We start from the raw sequence: 17,552 nt of genomic DNA, 5'->3' as shown, positions 1-17,552 counted from the left end.
TCTGGCGAAAAACGTGGTTATCGTTGCTGTCGCTCCCCGTATGGCTCCGTTGTCGCAACGGGGAAGTCCTTCGGGCTGCCTTCGGTCGCTTCGCCGGAATCCAAGCCGCGTTGCTCTCGATGTCTGTACGCCCTTTGGGCTACAGGCACGGCCCTGCGGGCCGCCCGTCGGGTCGGTCTTTGTGGCGGCTGCCGTTTTCGCGTCAGCAGGGCAATTTCAAAATGAAATTGTTCTAAAATGCAAGGAGTGGATATGAGCGCTGTGTGCCCGCAGGACGTGCGGGATTTTCTGGACAACTGGCAGGCTGATCCGTTGAAGGCCAAAGAGGCTTTCGTGGTCTACAAGGACTTTCTCGTGGGCCTGTCCGGCGTGAGCCTGGATTTCAAGGCCCGGCCGGGCATCAGTTATTCCCTGCGCGCCCGGCATGAGGCGCAGCGGAAGCGCGAGCTTTTCGTGCTGGTGGACGTGGTGGACGACGAACCGGAAAGCCGCTGGCTGTCCGTCTGCTTTTACGCCGACATGATTACGGATCCGGACGAAAAGGGCGATTACGTGCCCGAGGGCCTGATGGGCGAGGACGCCTGCTGCTTCAACCTGGATGAGGACGACGCGGCCATGCGCGCGTATATCGCCGCCCGTCTGGCCGAAGCCGCCCGTGCCGCTGCCGCCGGGGCATGAGCGTACTGAGCGGCCCCTGTGTGGCCATTGATTTTGAAACGTCCGGCTATGCGGCCCACAGCGCCTGCGCTGTGGGCCTTGCGCGCATTGAGGACGGCCGCGTTACGGATTGCTTTTACCGTCTGTTGCGGCCGCCGTCCGCGCGCGTGCTGTTTACGGAAATTCACGGCCTGACCTGGCCCATGCTCAGGGACGCTCCCTCCTTCGCCCAGGCCTGGCCGGAAGCGGGCGCGATATTGTGCGGAGCGCATTTTCTGCTGGCGCACAACGCCTCCTTTGACCGGCGCGTGCTCCTTGCCTGTTGCCGTGCCGCCGGTCTGCCCGCGCCGGAGGCGCCTTTTCTCTGCACCCTGAAAGGTTCGCGGCGCAGCCTGCCCCTGCCGTCCAAAAAACTCAATCTGGTCTGCGAGTATTTCGGCATCGCGCTCAAACACCACAACGCCGCCTCCGACGCGCAGGCCTGCGCCGAAGTCTATCTGCGGCTGCGCGGCCTGGGCGTCACGGACGCCCAGATGCGCCTCTGAGCGGCGCCATGTGCCTGTTCGGAAAAACGCCCTTGCCGGAGTCCTGACTCTCGCCGCATCCTGTTCCCGTTCCGAAGGAACTTCGGCCGCGCCAAAACCTTGGCGCGGCTTTTATTTTTTATCTGCAATTATCTGAATTCGCACATAAAACAGACTGTGGAACAAACTTTGCTTCTCCGGGGCAGGCATTCCTGTCGGGAATGCGGGAGGCTTTATGAAAAGTATGTTCAACAGCCAGATCGGTCTTGTCAGCCGGGTCATGGATATGCAGCTGCAGCGGCAGAACGTGATCACCAGCAACCTGGCCAACGTGGAAACGCCCAACTACAAGCCGCGCGAGCTGGCTTTTGAAAAAGAACTGCAAAGCGCGCTGGGCCTGGACATGAAGGGGCGCATGAGCGCCACCAGCGAAGGGCATATGCCGGCGGCCTTTAATCCGGACAATTTCGGCCCTGAATGGTCCAAGCAGTTCAAGCCGCGCCAGATCCACGGCGAGGACCGCGTCAGCCTGGACAAGGAAATGGCCAAGCACGCCAAGAACCAGCTGCAATACACCGCGCTTACCCAGATCATGAGCAAAACCTTCGAAGGCATGTCCACCATAATCCAGGACGGCAAGCAGGCTTAGCCGGGAGATCGTTATGGATTTTCTGACCGCACTCGATATCGGCGCTTCCGGACTGACGGCGGACCGCACCCGTATCAACACCATCTCCATGAACCTGGCCAACGCCAAAACCACGCGCACGCCCCAGGGCGGCCCCTACCGGCGGCGCACCGTGGTGCAGGCGGCAACGGACGTGGACGATCCTTTTTCCGTGCACATGCGCTCGGCCCTGGACCGCGAGCTCAAGGGCGTGCGCGTCATGGCCGTGACCATGGACAAGCGCCCGCTCAAGCAGGTCTATGAGCCTGGGCATCCCGACGCCAACGCCGAGGGCTATGTTTCGTATCCGGACATCAATGTGGTGGAGGAAATGGCCAATCTGATGAGCGCCCAGCGCAATTACGAAGCCAATGTCACCACCGTGGAAGCCATCAAGGGCATGTACAACAAGGCTCTGGAAATCGGCAAGTCATAGGCCGTGCAGTCGATAGGAGTATGTCATGAGCGTTCAGGCACTGGGCTTGCGGGCCTACAGCGATGCGTTGCAGCACTTCAACAAGGTGGACGGCTCCCTCAAGCAGGGCATGCCCGTGGGCAAACAGACCTTGTTTTCCCACACCCTGGACCAGAGCCTGCTGCGTGACAGCGTGGACAAAGGGGAGACTTTCGGCGCGCAGGCCGATTTCATCCGCTACCCCGACCAGCAGCACACGCCCGTCACGCCGTCCAACAGCTTCGGCGACACGATCAAAGGCTCGCTGAACAAGGTCAATGAGCTGCAGAGCGCCAAGGCCCAGGCCATTGACGACTTCGCCTCGGGCCGTAGCCAGAACGTGCATGAGCTGATGATCACCATGCAGAAATCCAGCCTGGCCATGAAGCTGACCAGCGCCGTGCGCGGCAAGGTGTTGGAGGCGTATAAGGAAATTTCCAAGATGCAATTCTAGAAAGTGCCGTCACGAGTATCTTTTCGGTTATCTCTGCGTCAAACTTTCGCCCGCTTTTTCAGTCGAGTACCATAAGAGTACACTCCTTTAAAGCGGGCTTGTTTTCCTTGATATAACACGAAAATCTATCTCGTGACGACGCTTTCCTACGACAGGTCCGCATTTCCCACACGATAAAAAAATTTCTTTCCGCACAACAGTCAGCCTCGCGTCCGTGTCCGGCGCGAGGCTGACTGTTTTCAGGTCTTGCGTCACAAATTTGAACAATCGGGACGACTCGCCTTGTATTTTATTAAATATTGTTGTTTTTCAATGAGTTAAGAATTGGCATGGCAATTGCTATTCCTGGGCAATGCCCGGCTTGCTGCCGGAAAGACTGAGAAAGGACCGGGGGAAACGCCATGCCCGCTTTCATTGCGAATTTCGTGGACACTCTGAAGGGAATCTGGAGCAAGATGAGCGTCATTCAGCGCGTGGCCGTGGCAGGCGGCGCGGTGGCGCTGCTCGCGGCTGTCATCGGACTCTCGGTCTGGGTGGGCCGACCAGAATACCGCGTGCTCTATTCCAATCTGGGGGCGGAAGACGCCAGCCATGTGGTCAAGGCCCTGCAGACCGACAAAATTCCCTATCAGCTGGCCGACAACGGGGCCACCATCATGGTGCCCAAGGAAGTGGTCTACGACCAGCGCATCAAGATCGCCGGAGAAGGCGGTCTGGTGGGGCAGGGCATCGGCTTTGAAATTTTTGACAAGGTCAAGGTGGGCCAGACCGACTTTGTGCAGAAAATCAACTACACCCGCGCGCTCCAGGGCGAACTTTCGCGCACCATCAGTGAATTCCCCAGCGTGGAAAGCGCCCGTGTGCATTTGGTCATCCCCCAGCGCAGTCTTTTTGTGGAGGAGCGCCAGTCCCCCTCGGCCTCGGTGGTGCTCAAACTGACCAATCCCAACAGCAAGCCCGATCAGAAAGAAATCAGCGCCATCCTGAATATGATGCTTATGGCCGTGGAAGGCCTGGACAAGGGCCATGTGTCCATCACGGATAACGGCGGCAAGGTGCTCTATCAGCCGGAAGAAGACAGTCTGGCCGGGGCCAGCAGCACCCAGATGGAGCATCGCCTTCAGGTGCAGCGCAATCTGGAACGGCGCATTGAGGAAATGCTGCAACCCCTTTTCGGGCCGGGCCGGGTCATCGCCAAGGTCAACGCGGACATGGATTTCAGCCAGAAAACCATTCGCCGGGAATTTTTCGACCCTGAAAAAACCGCCGTGCGCAGCGAACAGCGCAGTGAGGAAAGCCAGCAGGGCCGGGCCAATCTTGAAGCGGGCGCGCCGGACACCAATTTTCGCGGCGACGGCATCACCGGCTCCGTTTCGGACCAGAACGGCACCCGCGAAACCCGCACCACCAACTACGAAATCAACAAGGAAGAGCAGCAGATCGTCGCCAATGTGGGGGATTTGCGCCGCCTGACCGTTGCGGTTATCATTGATGGGACGTATGAAAAGGCTGACGGCAAATGGTCCTTTGTGCCCCGCAAGGCGGAAGAGCTGGATCGCGTGCGGCAGCTGGTTTCCAACGCCGTGGGCCTGGACAAGGGGCGCGGCGACTTGCTGGAGGTGAGTTCCGCTCCCTTTACCGATTCGGAACCGCCCAAGGACCCCAATTTCGCCGACTTGCTGGCCGATTACGCCGAGCGTCTGGGCAAACCGTTGCTTAATGCCCTGCTGGCCTTCCTCTTCCTGATGCTGATCGTGCGGCCCGTGGTGCTGGCACTGATCCGGCCCAAGGTGGAAGCCGGGGAAATGGTGGAAGGCCTGGAAGGCCTGCCCGCGGCCGAGGAACAGCTTGCCCTGTACGAAGCCCTGGAGGAAGCGGCCAAGGCCGACGAGGAAGGTCCCGAACAGGAAGAGGATGACGGCGAGTTGGTGTTCAAGGATATTGAAGCCCTGAAAGCGCACATCTTTACCCTTTCCGACAATCACATGGAACAGGTGGTGACCTTGGTGCGCGGATGGATGAGGAATGATGAAACAGCAAAGGCCTGATCTTAAATCGCTGCCGTCCGGGGGCGGGGGGACGTCCCGCCTGCCTTCCCTGGCCGAGCTCAAGGCTTTGCGGCATGCCCAGAAGGAAACCAACCAGCGGGTGGAGGAGTTGAAATTGCGCCTCTTCCACTTCACGGAGCAGCACATGGACCAGGCTGTCCGGCTGATCCGGCGCTGGCTTGAGGACAGGGAAAAATAACAACGGACGCCCTCCTGTGCGCGTGTACCCGAGCTTTAGAGCATTTTTCACCATGAAATTCTCTTTACTGTTAAAATGCTCGGCCTTGCGAGACGAAGTGGAGCAAGGCTCGCGAGATTTCCGTAGGCGGGCTTTGCCCGCCGTCAAGCGGAAATCTCAAGTGTAATTACTTTTAAGGAGTAGGGGATGGAGTTGACCGGCCATCAGCGTATTGCCGTGCTGTTGCTCGCCATGGGCGACAAATTTACGGCTGACGTCTTCAAGCGCATGGAGCGGCAGGAAATAGCCGACGTCTCCAAAGCCATTGTGGAACTGGAGCCCGTGCCCAGGGAAACCGTGGAGGAAGTGCTGCGCGAGTTCCATGAATCCCTGGTGGACGGCGTGGATATGATCTCCGGCGGCAGCGATACCGTGAAGCGTCTGCTGGTCAAGAATCTGGATCCGGAAACCGCCAAATATGTCATGGACTCCCTGAGTCTGGATACCGGCCCCGCGCCTTTCCGGGAACTGGAACAGGTCAGCCCGCGTCTGCTCTCGCAGATCCTGCGCAATGAGCATCCCCAGACCCTGGCCCTGATCATGGGCCACCTCAATCCGGACCAAGCCGCCAATTTGTTGACAAGCCTGCCCGCCGGCGTGCGCTCCGAAGTGCTCACGCGTCTGGCCAAACTGGAATCCGTGCCCGAAGACATGCTTATGGAAGTGGACAAGGTGCTCACCAGCCAGCTTATCGCCATGGGCGGCAAGGAAGGCAAGAAGGTGGGCGGCGTGCAGTCCGTGGCCGAAATCCTCAACGCCGTGGACCGTGCCACGGAAGAGGAAGTGCTGTCGGAAATCGAGGAAGACTCCGCCCAGATGGCCGAGGATATCCGCAACCTCATGTTCGTCTTCGAGGACTGCAAGAATATCGACGACCGGGGCGTGCGCGAACTGCTCAAGGAGATTTCCAACGAGGATCTTACCCTGGCCCTGCGCGGCGCCAGCGACGACCTCAAGGACAAGTTTTTCAAGAACATGTCCGAGCGCGCGGGCAACATGATCCGCGAGGAGCTGGAATTCATGGGGCCCACCAAACTCTCGGACGTGGAAACCGCCCAGCAGAACATCGTCAAGATCGTGCGCCGCCTGGAAGCCGAAAACAAGGTGGTGGTCAGCCGGGGCGCGGGCGAGGTTTTCGTCTAGAGCGGATCAGCTTTGAAATGCACTGCATTTCAAAGCTGACGCCGCCACCAGAGCATTTCAACATTTTCAACGTTGAAATGCTCCAATCTTCGTGCGGCCCCGGCGGCGGCTCAATCTGTAACTGCGGGAAGCGGCCATGGCGTCAGACGAATTGCGCAAAAAATGGGGCACCATCTTCATGGGGGAGCGCGAAGCCACCGTGGAGCAACTGGACGCCATGCAGGAGCCCATGCGCCGCGAGCGGCTCAAGCGGGAGCAGCAGGAAGATTATCTGGAGCGGGTGCGCGCCAGGGCGGCGGACCGGGCGCGCGAGATTCTCGGCGCTGCCTATGCCGAACGCCAGAAAGTGTTGGAAGAGGCCAAGGCCGAGGCCGAAGCCGAGCGCCAAAAACTGGTCCGCGAAGGCGAAGCCCTCAAGGCGGCGGGCAAAGCCGCCCAGGAGCAGGCCGCCGCGGAACTGGCCTCGGCCAGGGCCGCGCGTGAAGAGGCCGAACGCATCCGCGAGGCGGCCCACGACGAGGGCTTTCAGGCCGGTATGGATCAGGCCGGGGATGAACTCAGGGAATTCCGCGCGGATCTGGGGCAGTCCCTGGCCGTGGTGCTGCGCGCTATTGACGCCCAGCGGCAGGCCATCGGCGATTCCTGGCGCGAGGAACTGGTGGAGCTGGTGCGGACGGCCGTCGGCGCGGGCACGGGCTGGTTGCTGGACAAAGAGCATGTGGCCATTTTGCGCTCCCTGGTTCTGGAGGCCCTGAATCTGCTGGAAGACCGGGCTACCGTGACCGTACGCGTCAATCCCGAGGATGAGGCCACGGTCAGCGACATGTTCATGGCCGCGCGCGAGCGCGCGCCGGAACTCAAGCAATGGATCGTCAACGGCGACACGGCCGTTGAACGCGGCGGCCTGGTGGCTGAAAGCGTCAGCGGCAGCGTGGACAGTCGGCGCGAGCATTTCCGGGATCTGGTGGACGGCATTCTGAGCCATCTGGCTTTGCCCGTACGCGAGGACGAGGAAAAGGACGCGCCCGCCGTGCATGAGCTGGTGGAGCGCGAAGTACGCAGAATCGCGACGCTCGCGCCCGAGCCGGACCATTCGCCTGAGGCCGCCCCTGATGCTGCTTCCGAGATTATCCCTGAGCCGGAAGCTGTGCCCGCTGTTGATACGGCCTCTGAATCCGACTTCGAACCGGACCTGCCCCAGGAAGCTGCCGTTCCCGGGGCGATACAGCCTCCAACGCCCGTCCCTGCGGCCCCGTCAGCGCCTGAGCCCGGCGCGGCCTCCATTTCTGCGGAAGAGTCCGAACCTGGCCGCGCGGCAACGCCGCCGACCTCGGTCGCACCGGAGCCGGAAGACGAAATTTCCCCTGCCCCCCCGGTACAGGAAGTACGGCCCGAACCCGCGCCGCCCATGGATGCGGGCGTACAGCCCAATGTTTTGGCCGAGGATTTGCCCGAAGATTTACCCGAAGCCTGGCTGCCCCCTTTGGGCGAGGAAGGGCCCCGTATCAAAGCCGCTCCCTCTGCCGCCGCCCGGCCCGAAGCTGATACGGGCGGCTACGAAGGTACGGCGGCTGCGGCCGTATTTGACGCGGCCCCAGATACGCCCGACGCTTCGGCCAAGGAAAATCCCAGCCTCGCGGAGCTGGAGGAAGAGCTCTTTCCCGTGGAGAACGGGGACGAGCGCGAGGTGCTTTCCAATGGCGGTTTTTTGCCGGGCGCGGATGGCAAGTAGAATTTAACACTTGAACTGCTCTAGCGGCGGATCTGGAGTAAGAACGTCATGAAACTGGACCCGCGCGCCTGTTCCCAGCTGTTGCGCACCAGCAATCCCATCCGGCTGTTCGGCAAGGTCAACAAGGTGGTTGGCCTGGTGGCCGAGGGCGGCGGATTGCGCGCCCCCCTGGGCGCGGTCTGCCATATGCTCCCCGACGGGGAAAGCGAGGGCATCGCCGCCGAAGTGGTGGGCTTCCGTGACGGCAATCTGTTGTTCATGCCCTACGGGGATATGCGCGGCATCCGGCCGGGCAGCCTCATCCGCAATACCAGCTTGCCGCCGGTTTTTCCCGTGGGGCCGGAGCTGCTGGGCCGGGCTTTTGACGCCTTCGGCACGCCCCTGGACGCCGGGCCGCCCGTGAGCGCGGAAATCTACACCTCGCCCCTGCCCGCCGGGGATCGGGGCCAGGCCGACTTTCAGCGCCAGCTGGAAATCCAGGCCCCTTTCACGCCGGAATGGGCCATAAAGGCCAGAGCCCAGTGGCATCCCGAGCTGACCCCCATTTACGCCGACCCGCCCAGCCCGTTGCAGCGTCCGCGCATTACGGACATTCTGGACGTGGGCGTGCGCTCCATCAACAGCCTGCTGACCCTGGGCAAGGGACAGCGCGTGGGCATTATGGCCGGTTCCGGCGTGGGCAAATCCACGCTCATGGGCATGATGGCCCGCTATACCAGGGCCGACGTCAACGTCATCGCCCTGATCGGCGAGCGCGGCCGCGAAGTGGTGGAATTCATGGAACGGGACCTGGGCCCCGAGGGCATGGCCCGCTCGGTGCTGGTCATCGCCACCTCGGACCAGTCCCCACTGGTGCGTATGCGCGCGGCCTACGCGGCCACGGCCGTGGCCGAATATTTCCGCGACAAGGGCATGGACGTGCTCTTGATGATGGATTCCGTGACCCGTTTTGCCATGGCCGCGCGCGAAGTGGGCCTGGCCGTGGGCGAGCCGCCCACCACCAAGGGCTACACCCCCTCGGTCTTCGCCCAGCTGCCCAAACTGCTGGAACGCGCCGGGCGCTCGGCCAAAGGCACCATCACCGGCATTTACACCGTCCTGGTGGACGGCGACGACTTCAACGAACCCATTGCCGACTCGGTGCGTTCCATTCTGGACGGGCATATCGTGCTCACCCGTGATCTGGCGGACCAGGGGCATTTTCCGGCCATCGACGTGCTGCGCTCCATCAGTCGTCTGCGTTCGGACATCTGCCAGAGGGAAGATGTGCTGGCCGGGCGGGTGATCACCCGGCGCATGAGCACCTTCCGCCGGGTGGAGGACATGGTCAATATCGGGGCCTATGCCAGGGGCAGCAATGCGGAAATAGACGAAGCCATTGCCGCCATGCCGGACATCAACGCCTTTCTCTGCCAGGATGTGGGCGATCCGCAGTTTCTGGAGCAGTGCATGGCGCAGATGCGGGCCCTGGCCGAGGTGGGTCGGCCCGAGGCACCCGCGCCGTTGCCCGGAGGCGCCCGGGTGGCGCCCCTGCCGCAGGGCTAGGGGATGTCGCCATGAGTGTCTTTTCGATTATTTCTGCGTTGAATTCGCCTTTTATTCCGGTCAAGTACCAGAAGAGTGCACTCTCCTCATAAAAGGCTCTTTCTCCTTGATATAACACAAAAATCCATCTCATGACGACACCCCCTGAGCAGTCCAGGCGGCCCGCCTTGGGGGCATGCCGCGTCCGTGCGGCAAGCCCTGACGGCCTTCGCACAGATGTGCCCTCTCTCTTCGTCGGGACCTCTCTTGAAGCGGTTCGGAGATTGTGCTAGAAAAAACAATCCCCGCAATCCGGCGGAGCAACGCGGCGCGGCTTGGCGCGCGGCATGCGCATCCACCCTCACGGGGCGGCAGAACCGCCGACGGAGTCGCCATGTCCCTTTCCCGTCTGTTGGGTTTTCTCACGCGCTCCACAAAAAAAGCCTCCGGCGGGGCTGCGTCCGACGTCGGCGAAGCCGAGCGTTTTTTCGCCCTGCGCCATCACTCCTTCAAGCTCTTTCTCACCGCCTGGAATAAGTTTCAGGAAACCATGACCGAAGTGGAGTATACGCTCTGTTGCGATCACCCCTTCGGCCTGTACCGCGTCCGCGCGCTCTGCACCAGGGTCGCCACCCAGGTCTTTCAGTGCATCCAGCAATTGGAACGCCTGGATCCCACCCCCGGCCCGGCGCTCTATGCACGTTTCGCGGAGCTGCAAAAGACCGTGGCCGCCGAAGTCTATGAGCCGGAATCCTGTCTGCTGGGGCCGCTGGTGCTGCCGCTGGGCCACGGGAATCTGGACGACGCCGGAGAGGAAGCCCTGGTGGACCCGGCCACGGCCCGTCTGGAGAGCCTGCGCGGGCGTTTTCCGCAAGCCGTGCCCCTCGGCTTTGTGGTCACGGCGGCGGGCTGTCAGCATTTTTTCCAGAGCGGCGACCTGCAAAGCGAGATCAATCGCCGGATTCAGGCGGCGGGTGGTTTTGGTCCGGAGCATCTGTCCAAGCTGTCCGAAAGTTTGGGCAGTCTGGTGGAAAACACATTGTTGCCCGAAGATCTGGCCGAAGCCGTACTGGCCGAGGTGCGCGCTCTACGCGACCGATGTCAACGGCCCATGCGTCTTTTGCTGCGGGGTCGCCTCTGGCCGCGCCCGGTTCCTGAAGGTGAAAACGAGAGCGACGATCCGGGCGCGGCGGAAAACGTCACGGATCCCGGCCTGTTGCTCTGGGGGCCCTCCGTGCCGCTGGACGCGCCGGACAAGGAAATTCTGAATGCCCTGCACGTCACCCTGGCCCGCAAGCAGCGGGCGCAGGCCCTGATCTACCGGCGGGCGCGCGGCCTTACCGAGGCCGGGGCGGGCGTCTGCGTGACCTGTCTGGCCGTGGAGGAGGGCGCCTGGGGCGGGCTGGCCCACACGGGCAATCCCCTGCAGCCGCATGGCGTCAATGTGCATGTTTATGCCTGTGACGGCCTGCCGCAGGACATGGAATATTCCGCCCTGCCTGTGGACCTGCTGCGCGTGAGCCGCAGCGCGCCGCACGAGGTGCGCGGCCGCGAACCACACGACCCGGGGCATCCGGTTCTGGATGACGCCACAGCCCTGCGGGTCACGGAACTGGCCCTGGCCCTGGAGGATGTCGAAGGCCGCCCGCTTTCGTTGACCTGGGTCTGCGCCCCCGGCGCCCCGGTGCGGCTTTTGCTGGTACGGCCCATGATGTTGGCGTCGCAGGCGGATACGTCGGTCCTGCCCGTTCCGGACGAGGCCGCGTTGCCGTCGCCCCTGCTGGCGGGCGGCATGACGGCCAACCCCGGCCGGGTCTGCGGGCCCGTGGTGCCGGTCCGGACCTGGGAGGACGCGCGCCGCTTCCCGCAGGGCGGCATTCTGGTGCTGCCCGACGACAGATATCTCTGGGCTTCGCTCATTGACCGGGCCGCCGGTCTGGTTGTCGAGCGCGGCCTGCTGGGCTCCCGCCTGGGCTCTCTGGCCCGCGAATTCGGCAAACCGGCCCTTTTCGGGTTGAACGGGGCTCTGGAAACCCTGCCCAAGGGACGGAAAGTCACTCTCTGCGCGGATTTGGGCCGCGTGTACGACGGTCGGCGGGACGAACTGCTGGCCGGAGCCGCGAAACCGCGCGACTTCATGCCGGGCAGCCCGGTATTTCGCATTCTCCAGCACGCGGCCACCCATATTCTGCCCCTGACCATCGATGTGGACAGCGTGGACTTCAAAGCCGCCAACTGCGCCACCTACCACGACATCGCCCGCTACTGCCATGAAAAGGCGGTCAGCGCCATGTTCGCCCTGGGCGCGGAAAAAAAGTACGCGCCCCAGCGGGTCAAGCAGCTGCGGGATACGGTGCTCAAGCAATTCTGGGTGGTCAATCTCAGCGACGGCTTTGCCGCCACCCCTGCCGGGCCGGTCATTGATGTGGAGCGGATCGCCTCGCGGCCCATGCTCTCCCTCTGGCGCGGCATGAACGCCCATCCCTGGCAGGGGCCGCCGCCCGTGGACGGCAAGGGCTTTTTGTCCGTGCTGTTCGAGGCCACGGCCAATCCGCATCTGGACCCGGCGGCCCAGACCGCGTATTTTTCTGAAAAGAACTATTTCATGATTTCGCGTGATTATTGCAGCCTGCATTCGCGCTTCGGCTTTCATTTCGTCTCGGTGGAAGCGCGCCTGGGCGAGCGCAGCAAGGAAAATTATCTGCTGTTCCAGTTGCGCGGCGGGGCGGCAAACATTGAACGGCGCATCCTGCGGGTGCGTTTCGTGGCTGATCTGCTCTGGGAATTCGGCTTCGCGCCCGTGCTGCGCAACGACGCCGTCAGCGCCCGCCTGGAAGGCATGGACCCTGACGAAGGCGAACATCTGCTGGCTGTGGCCGGGTATATGACCATTCATACCCGCCAGTTGGACATGATCATGCAGGATACGGCCCAGGTGGCGGCCCGGCGCGAGGAAATGCTCGCCCATTGCCGGGATTTGTTCACGGGCCGGACGCTGCCCGCAACCGACGCTCAGGAGGCGCCCCCATGCCGTTGACGTCGCCCGCCCCTCTGCGGGGCTACAGAGCCATCTACCGCCGCCTGCTGCTGACCCTGCTCCTGCTGGCGCTTACGCCGCTGGCGGCTTTGGGTGTGTTCTGCCTGGACCGCATCAACAATATCTACGACGAGAAAATCAGCGCGGGCCTGGAGGCCGTGACCAGCAGCAAGCACCGTGCCCTGGACACCTTCATTGTGGAGCGGGTGGCCCAGATCAAAACCCTGGCCTTCACTCACCCCTATGCCGAATTGAGCGATCCCGCCCGACTGAGCGAGATTTTCAGCGTCATGCAGAACAACAGCCGCTCGTTTGTGGATCTGGGCATCATCGGCATGGACGGCCGCCATGTGGCCTATGTGGGCCCCTATGATCTGAACGACGCCAATTACGCCGAGACCCCCTGGTTCCACGAAGTGCTGCGCAAAGGCGTCTATGTCAGCGATGTGTTCATGGGCTACCGGCACGTGCCGCATTTCATCATCGCGGTGCTCCGGCACGAAGGCGGACGCAGCTACATCATGCGCGCCACCATCGACATGGAAGCCATCGACGCCCTGTTGCGCCGGGTCTATTCCGGCCAGCACAGCGACGCCTTCCTGGTCAGCGAGCAGGGCGTGCTCCAGACCGATTCCCTGTATCACGGCAAGATCATGGGCAAGTTCAAGCTGCCTTCGCTCAAGGCCGCGCACAACGGCATGCTGACCATGCCCTTGGACGCGCCCGCGGGCAAGGAGGGCGGCCAGAACCTGCTGGCGGCCATGATGCGTCTGGATTCCATGCCCTGGGTGCTGGTGGTGGTGGACGATGTGGGCGAGAGCCTGCAACCCCTGCGCCAGCTTCAGGTGCTGATCCTGCTCTTCGTGCTGCTGGGCAGCGCGGTGGTCAGTGTGGGCGCGGTGGTCTGCACCCGGCATTTGGTGGCCTCTCTGGCCGCTTCGGACCAGAAGCAGGCCCATATTGACGCCCGGATGCTGCAATCCAGCAAGATGGCGGCCCTGGGCAAGATGGCCGCCGGTGTGGCCCATGAGGTCAACAATCCCCTGATGTTGATTCAGGAGAATGCGGGCTGGATCCGGGATCTGCTGGAAGACGAAAAACCGGAGAGCATGAAAAACTATCAGGAGGTCTTGGAAAGCACGGAAAAGATCGAGCAGCATGTCAAGCGCGCCAAGGGCATTACCCAGCGCATGCTGGGCTTCGGCCGCCGCATGAATCCCAGCCGGACGGAAATACTGCTCAATTCCCTGGCTGACCAGGCCGTGGAAATGCTCAAAACAGAGGCCGCCAGCCGTAATATCGTCATCAGTAAGAAATTTGATCCGCAGCTGCCCGTGATTCTGTCGGACCCGGCCCAGTTGGAGCAGGTCTTCATCAATATCATCGACAACGCCATTGACGCCATCGGCAAGGACGGCAGCCTGCGCATCCGCACCGAAGCCTGCGAGCAGGGCGCGCGCATTTTTTTTACGGACAGCGGGCCCGGCATGGACGAGGAAACCCTGAAACGCATTTTCGACCCCTTCTTCACCACCAAGAAGGTGGGAGAGGGCACGGGCCTGGGGCTGGCCATCTGCTTTACCATTCTGGAAAAGCTGGGCGGCAGGATTGAGGTTCAAAGCCAACCGGGCCAGGGCACCACATTTTGCATTACGTTGCCGCTTGAACCGGCTGAAAGCCCGCAGGAAGAGGACGTTGAGGAGTACAGCCAACATCAGAGGTTGTCGTCATGAGTGCCCTTTCGGTTATTTCCACGTTGAATTCGCCTTTTATTCCGGTCGAGTACCAGAAGAGTACACTTCCTTTATAAAAGGCTCTTTCTCCTTGATATAACACGAAAATCCATCTCATGGCGGCACCCTCAGGGCTTGAAATTTCCGTTGCGGTAGCGGACGGCAGAGTCGGAAGTCAGATGAACGTTTTGAGCCAGGAGCGCCTATGCGTGTATTGTTCGTGGACGATGAAGTGGAATTCCTGCAATTGATGGAAAAGCGCCTTTCCCGGCGCGGCATGGAAGTGAGCACCGCCCCGGACGGGCAGAGCGCCCTGGATATGCTGGGTGCCGTCCTGGCGGAAGGCGGGGAAATGTTCAAAGTGGTGGTCATGGATGTGCGCATGCCCGGTATGGACGGCCTGGAAACCCTGCGGCATATGAAGGCCAAGGCCCCCGAACTGCCGGTGATCCTGCTCACCGGGCACGCCTGCATGGGCGTGGCCGTGCAGGGCATGGATCTGGGTGCCTACGACTATATGCTCAAGCCCGTGTCCATCAGCGAATTGATCATCAAAATGGAGGAAGCGGCCCGTTCCGCTGCCTGATATGACCATGTTGAAGCACCTGCGCCGCTGGCTGGGCCGCGGGGAACCGCCCGCGCCTGATTCGGCCGCATTGGCTCGCGAGGAGGAATTCAAAGCCCGCCTGCGTGAGCGTTGCGCGCGTTTCCGGCGTTTGCTTTCAGCCAACAAAAGCGCCCTGGAAGCCATGAGCGATGTGGAAGAGCGCCTCGGCGGCGCCAAAGCCTTCGGCATGGACTATGTGCGCGCCGTGAGCACCCGCGCGGTGACCGCCGTGTTCCAAATGGTGCGCGAGCTGAACGCTCTGTCCGACAACGGCTACGCCCCCCTGCAGGAGGCTTTTGACCGCATCCGGGGGGACATGGAACGCCTGCTGGCCCAGCCGGAGCATCTCGCGCAAGGGCCGCTGATCCTGCCTCTGGCCGAGGTGCGGCTGGCCGATCTGCCCAGGGTTGGCGGTAAAATGGCCAATCTGGGCGAGCTGGCCGCCAATGTGGGCCTGGCTGTGCCCGACGGCTTTGCGGTGACGGTGGCAGCCTACTATCGTTTCATGGCGTACAATGGCCTGCAGAGCGAGCTGGAGCGCCGTATCCAGGCCACGGACATGCGCAGCCTGGACGAAGTGTTCAGCCTGTCTGCGGCCCTGCAGCAATGCGTGCTGGCGGCGCCTCTGCCTCCGGACTTGGAAGCGGCCATTACCGAAGCCGTGGCGGCCATGAAAGCGCGGGCCGGGGACGACCTGCTTCTGGCGCTGCGCAGCAGCGCCGTGGGCGAGGATACCTTGGGCGTGACCTTTGCCGGGCAGTATCGTTCGGAACTCAACGTGCCTCCCGAAGAGGCCTGCGAAGTCTGGAAGGAAATCGTGGCCAGCAAATATGCGGTCACGGCCATGAGTTACCGCTATCAGCGCGGCATTCCGGATGACGCGGCTCCCATGTCCGTGGGCGTGCTGGCCATGGTTCGGGCCGCGGCGGGCGGCGTGGCCTACAGCCGTGATCCGGTGGCCGCCTCTCAGGGGCGGGAGAGGGTCGTGCTCAACGCCGTGTCCGGTCTGCCCCAGGCCGTGGTGGACGGGGCGGTCACGCCTGATGTTTTTGCATTCAGCCGTGAAAATCCGCCGCATCTGCTGGAAAAGCATCCGGCGGATGCGGAAGCCGCACCCAGCCTCACCGACGCCCAGGCCGCCAAACTGGCCCGCGTGGCCTTGGCCCTGGAAGAATATTACAATGAACCGCAGGACGTGGAATGGGCCCTGGAAGCCGGGGATGGACGCATTGTGGTTTTGCAGAGTCGGCCTTTGCACGAAGCCTACAGGGGGCACGAAGCCTACGGTGAGCGCGAGGCCGAGAGGGGGCGGAATCCGGGCGTTCAGGCGGCGGAACTGCCGCCGGGACTGACCGTGCTGGCGGGCGGCGGCGTGCCGGTGAGCCCCGGCGTGGGCATGGGACCGGCCTTTGTGGCCCGCAAGGAAGCGGACATGCTCTCGTTTCCCGAAGGCGGCGTGCTGGTGGTGGAGCGGGCCTATCCCCGCTGGGCCACGCTGTTGGCGCGGGCCTCCGGTTTGGTCAGCGAAACCGGCGGCATGGCCGGGCATCTGGCCTCCGTGGCCCGTGAATACCGTCTGCCCGCTATTTTCAGCCTGCCGGACGCCTGCGGCCTCCTGGAAAAAGCCGGTGACGTGACCCTGGATGCGGACCGCAATGTGGTTCTGGCCGGGCGTCAGGCCCAGTTGATCCCGTCCGTGAGCGCGCCGCCCAACCTCATGGCGGGCAGCCCCGTGTATCTGCGTCTGGAGGCGCTGGCCCGGCTCATGACTCCCTTGCATCTGCTGGACCCGGACGCGCCGGAATTCGCGCCGCAACATTGCCGGAGCCTGCACGATATCACCCGGTTCTGCCATGAAAAGGCGGTGCGGCTGATGTTCGACGACGATGCGGGCGTCGGCCGGCGCATGGGCAAGCAGCTCAAGGCCGGTGTCAAATTGCAGTACTGGGTGGTGGACATGGGCGGCGGTTTCACCCGGCAGGTCAGCGGCCCGGTGGTGGATTTGTCCGAAATCGCCAGTGGGCCCATGCTGGCCCTTTGGAAAGGCATGGTGGCCGTGCCTTGGGCCGGGCCGCCCGTCAGCGGGGCCGCAGGCTTTATGAGCGTGGTTTTTGAAAGCGCCATGAATCCGGAACTGGAAAGCACCGCGCCCACCACCATGGCGGAACGCAACTTCTTTATCATCGGCGAGCATTACATGATTCTGCAGGCGCGCTACGGCTATCATTTCTGCACCGTGGAATGTCTGGCCGGAGAAGACAGCCATGAAAACTTCGTAAACTTCCAGTTCAAGGGCGGCGCGGCGGACCGAGAGCGCCGCCGCCTGCGCGCCCGGATGCTGGCGGGGCTGCTGGAAGGGCACGGCTTCCGCGCGGACGTCAAGGATGATTCGCTTTTTGCCGTGGCCGAAGGCTTCGGCGCTGTGGAGACTCTGAAGAAAACACGTCTGTTGGGCTATCTGCTGATTCACAGCCGCCAGGTGGACATGATCATGCTGGAAAGCGCCAGGGCCGAGGCACTCAGGGAAAAGCTGGCCGGGGATATGGCCGCCCTGGCCGAAACGTCCCTGAACGCCGGGAAAAAACGGACGCATTGACAGCGCCCGGCCCCTGCCATATTACTATGGCCGTTGACGCATCACGGGCAGTTAGCTCAGCTGGTGGAGCACCGCCCTTACAAGGCGGGGGCCACAGGTTCAAGTCCTGTACTGCCTACCATAAATAAATCAGGAGCT

General features: G+C 62.5%; 14 protein-coding genes and 1 tRNA gene. All 15 read left to right on the top strand.

What is annotated here, in order from left to right; all coding sequences use genetic code 11:
- The first annotated feature begins 252 nt into the window (after positions 1 to 252).
- The 15 genes from HMPREF0326_RS11305 (at position 253) to HMPREF0326_RS11235 (ending at position 17,535) form a co-directional block, all read left to right on the top strand.
- Complete coding sequence (locus HMPREF0326_RS11305) at positions 253 to 678, top strand: hypothetical protein (RefSeq protein ID WP_008683657.1); 426 nt, start codon at positions 253 to 255, stop codon at positions 676 to 678.
- A complete protein-coding gene (locus HMPREF0326_RS11300; protein ID WP_008683659.1) occupies positions 675 to 1,202 on the top strand; it encodes a 3'-5' exonuclease in 528 nt (175 codons plus the stop codon). Before HMPREF0326_RS11305 ends, HMPREF0326_RS11300 begins: the two co-directional genes overlap by 4 nt.
- 214 nt (positions 1,203 to 1,416) lie before the next feature.
- A complete protein-coding gene (flgB, locus tag HMPREF0326_RS11295) occupies positions 1,417 to 1,830 on the top strand; it encodes a flagellar basal body rod protein FlgB (protein ID WP_008683661.1) in 414 nt (137 codons plus the stop codon).
- 13 nt (positions 1,831 to 1,843) lie between these two features.
- The gene (flgC, locus tag HMPREF0326_RS11290; protein WP_008683663.1) at positions 1,844 to 2,284 is read left to right on the top strand and encodes a flagellar basal body rod protein FlgC; all 441 of its coding nucleotides are present in this window, start codon (positions 1,844 to 1,846) and stop codon (positions 2,282 to 2,284) included.
- A gap of 25 nt (positions 2,285 to 2,309) precedes the next feature.
- The gene (gene fliE / locus HMPREF0326_RS17530; protein ID WP_008683665.1) at positions 2,310 to 2,756 is read left to right on the top strand and encodes a flagellar hook-basal body complex protein FliE; all 447 of its coding nucleotides are present in this window, start codon (positions 2,310 to 2,312) and stop codon (positions 2,754 to 2,756) included.
- Positions 2,757 to 3,157: 401 nt separating this feature from the next.
- Positions 3,158 to 4,804, top strand: coding sequence for a flagellar basal-body MS-ring/collar protein FliF (gene fliF / locus HMPREF0326_RS11280; protein ID WP_008683669.1), 1,647 nt, complete (start codon positions 3,158 to 3,160; stop codon positions 4,802 to 4,804).
- Positions 4,782 to 5,003 carry a hypothetical protein gene (locus HMPREF0326_RS11275; RefSeq protein ID WP_008683671.1) on the top strand — a complete coding sequence of 74 codons (222 nt, stop codon included), beginning with the start codon at positions 4,782 to 4,784 and terminating at the stop codon, positions 5,001 to 5,003. Before fliF ends, HMPREF0326_RS11275 begins: the two co-directional genes overlap by 23 nt.
- A gap of 186 nt (positions 5,004 to 5,189) precedes the next feature.
- Entirely contained in the window at positions 5,190 to 6,185 is a 996-nt protein-coding gene (gene fliG / locus HMPREF0326_RS11270) for a flagellar motor switch protein FliG (RefSeq protein WP_008683673.1), read from the top strand.
- A gap of 136 nt (positions 6,186 to 6,321) precedes the next feature.
- Positions 6,322 to 7,917: a FliH/SctL family protein gene (locus tag HMPREF0326_RS11265; RefSeq protein WP_008683675.1), complete on the top strand. Its 1,596-nt coding sequence runs from the start codon at positions 6,322 to 6,324 to the stop codon at positions 7,915 to 7,917.
- 48 nt (positions 7,918 to 7,965) lie between these two features.
- Positions 7,966 to 9,462, top strand: coding sequence for a FliI/YscN family ATPase (locus tag HMPREF0326_RS11260; protein ID WP_008683678.1), 1,497 nt, complete (start codon positions 7,966 to 7,968; stop codon positions 9,460 to 9,462).
- A gap of 373 nt (positions 9,463 to 9,835) precedes the next feature.
- Positions 9,836 to 12,478, top strand: a complete 2,643-nt coding sequence (locus HMPREF0326_RS11255) for a PEP/pyruvate-binding domain-containing protein (protein WP_008683680.1) — start codon at positions 9,836 to 9,838, stop codon at positions 12,476 to 12,478.
- Positions 12,469 to 14,211 carry a sensor histidine kinase gene (locus tag HMPREF0326_RS11250; RefSeq protein ID WP_008683681.1) on the top strand — a complete coding sequence of 581 codons (1,743 nt, stop codon included), beginning with the start codon at positions 12,469 to 12,471 and terminating at the stop codon, positions 14,209 to 14,211. Before HMPREF0326_RS11255 ends, HMPREF0326_RS11250 begins: the two co-directional genes overlap by 10 nt.
- A gap of 205 nt (positions 14,212 to 14,416) precedes the next feature.
- On the top strand, positions 14,417 to 14,797 hold the full coding sequence (locus HMPREF0326_RS11245; RefSeq protein ID WP_008683684.1) for a response regulator: 381 nt from the start codon (positions 14,417 to 14,419) through the stop codon (positions 14,795 to 14,797).
- A 1-nt stretch (position 14,798) separates the two neighbouring features.
- Positions 14,799 to 17,414: a PEP/pyruvate-binding domain-containing protein gene (locus tag HMPREF0326_RS11240; protein ID WP_008683686.1), complete on the top strand. Its 2,616-nt coding sequence runs from the start codon at positions 14,799 to 14,801 to the stop codon at positions 17,412 to 17,414.
- Positions 17,415 to 17,459: 45 nt separating this feature from the next.
- Positions 17,460 to 17,535, top strand: a tRNA-Val gene (locus HMPREF0326_RS11235).
- The last annotated feature ends 17 nt before the right edge of the window (positions 17,536 to 17,552 follow it).

Source organism: Desulfovibrio sp. 3_1_syn3, assembly GCF_000145315.2.
In the GTDB taxonomy this organism is placed as follows: Bacteria; Desulfobacterota; Desulfovibrionia; order Desulfovibrionales; family Desulfovibrionaceae; genus Desulfovibrio; species Desulfovibrio fairfieldensis.
Note: the sequence above shows the minus strand (reverse complement) of the source record. Positions and strands in the feature narration are given on the sequence as shown.

What these genes read in the sequence shown, in the direction of transcription:
- HMPREF0326_RS11305 (WP_008683657.1), top strand. Translation starts at nt 253, where the DNA reads ATGAGCGCTGTGTGCCCGCAGGACGTGCGGGATTTTCTGGACAACTGG.
- HMPREF0326_RS11300 (WP_008683659.1), top strand. Translation starts at nt 675, where the DNA reads ATGAGCGTACTGAGCGGCCCCTGTGTGGCCATTGATTTTGAAACGTCC.
- flgB (WP_008683661.1), top strand. Translation starts at nt 1,417, where the DNA reads ATGAAAAGTATGTTCAACAGCCAGATCGGTCTTGTCAGCCGGGTCATG.
- flgC (WP_008683663.1), top strand. Translation starts at nt 1,844, where the DNA reads ATGGATTTTCTGACCGCACTCGATATCGGCGCTTCCGGACTGACGGCG.
- fliE (WP_008683665.1), top strand. Translation starts at nt 2,310, where the DNA reads ATGAGCGTTCAGGCACTGGGCTTGCGGGCCTACAGCGATGCGTTGCAG.
- fliF (WP_008683669.1), top strand. Translation starts at nt 3,158, where the DNA reads ATGCCCGCTTTCATTGCGAATTTCGTGGACACTCTGAAGGGAATCTGG.
- HMPREF0326_RS11275 (WP_008683671.1), top strand. Translation starts at nt 4,782, where the DNA reads ATGATGAAACAGCAAAGGCCTGATCTTAAATCGCTGCCGTCCGGGGGC.
- fliG (WP_008683673.1), top strand. Translation starts at nt 5,190, where the DNA reads ATGGAGTTGACCGGCCATCAGCGTATTGCCGTGCTGTTGCTCGCCATG.
- HMPREF0326_RS11265 (WP_008683675.1), top strand. Translation starts at nt 6,322, where the DNA reads ATGGCGTCAGACGAATTGCGCAAAAAATGGGGCACCATCTTCATGGGG.
- HMPREF0326_RS11260 (WP_008683678.1), top strand. Translation starts at nt 7,966, where the DNA reads ATGAAACTGGACCCGCGCGCCTGTTCCCAGCTGTTGCGCACCAGCAAT.
- HMPREF0326_RS11255 (WP_008683680.1), top strand. Translation starts at nt 9,836, where the DNA reads ATGTCCCTTTCCCGTCTGTTGGGTTTTCTCACGCGCTCCACAAAAAAA.
- HMPREF0326_RS11250 (WP_008683681.1), top strand. Translation starts at nt 12,469, where the DNA reads ATGCCGTTGACGTCGCCCGCCCCTCTGCGGGGCTACAGAGCCATCTAC.
- HMPREF0326_RS11245 (WP_008683684.1), top strand. Translation starts at nt 14,417, where the DNA reads ATGCGTGTATTGTTCGTGGACGATGAAGTGGAATTCCTGCAATTGATG.
- HMPREF0326_RS11240 (WP_008683686.1), top strand. Translation starts at nt 14,799, where the DNA reads ATGACCATGTTGAAGCACCTGCGCCGCTGGCTGGGCCGCGGGGAACCG.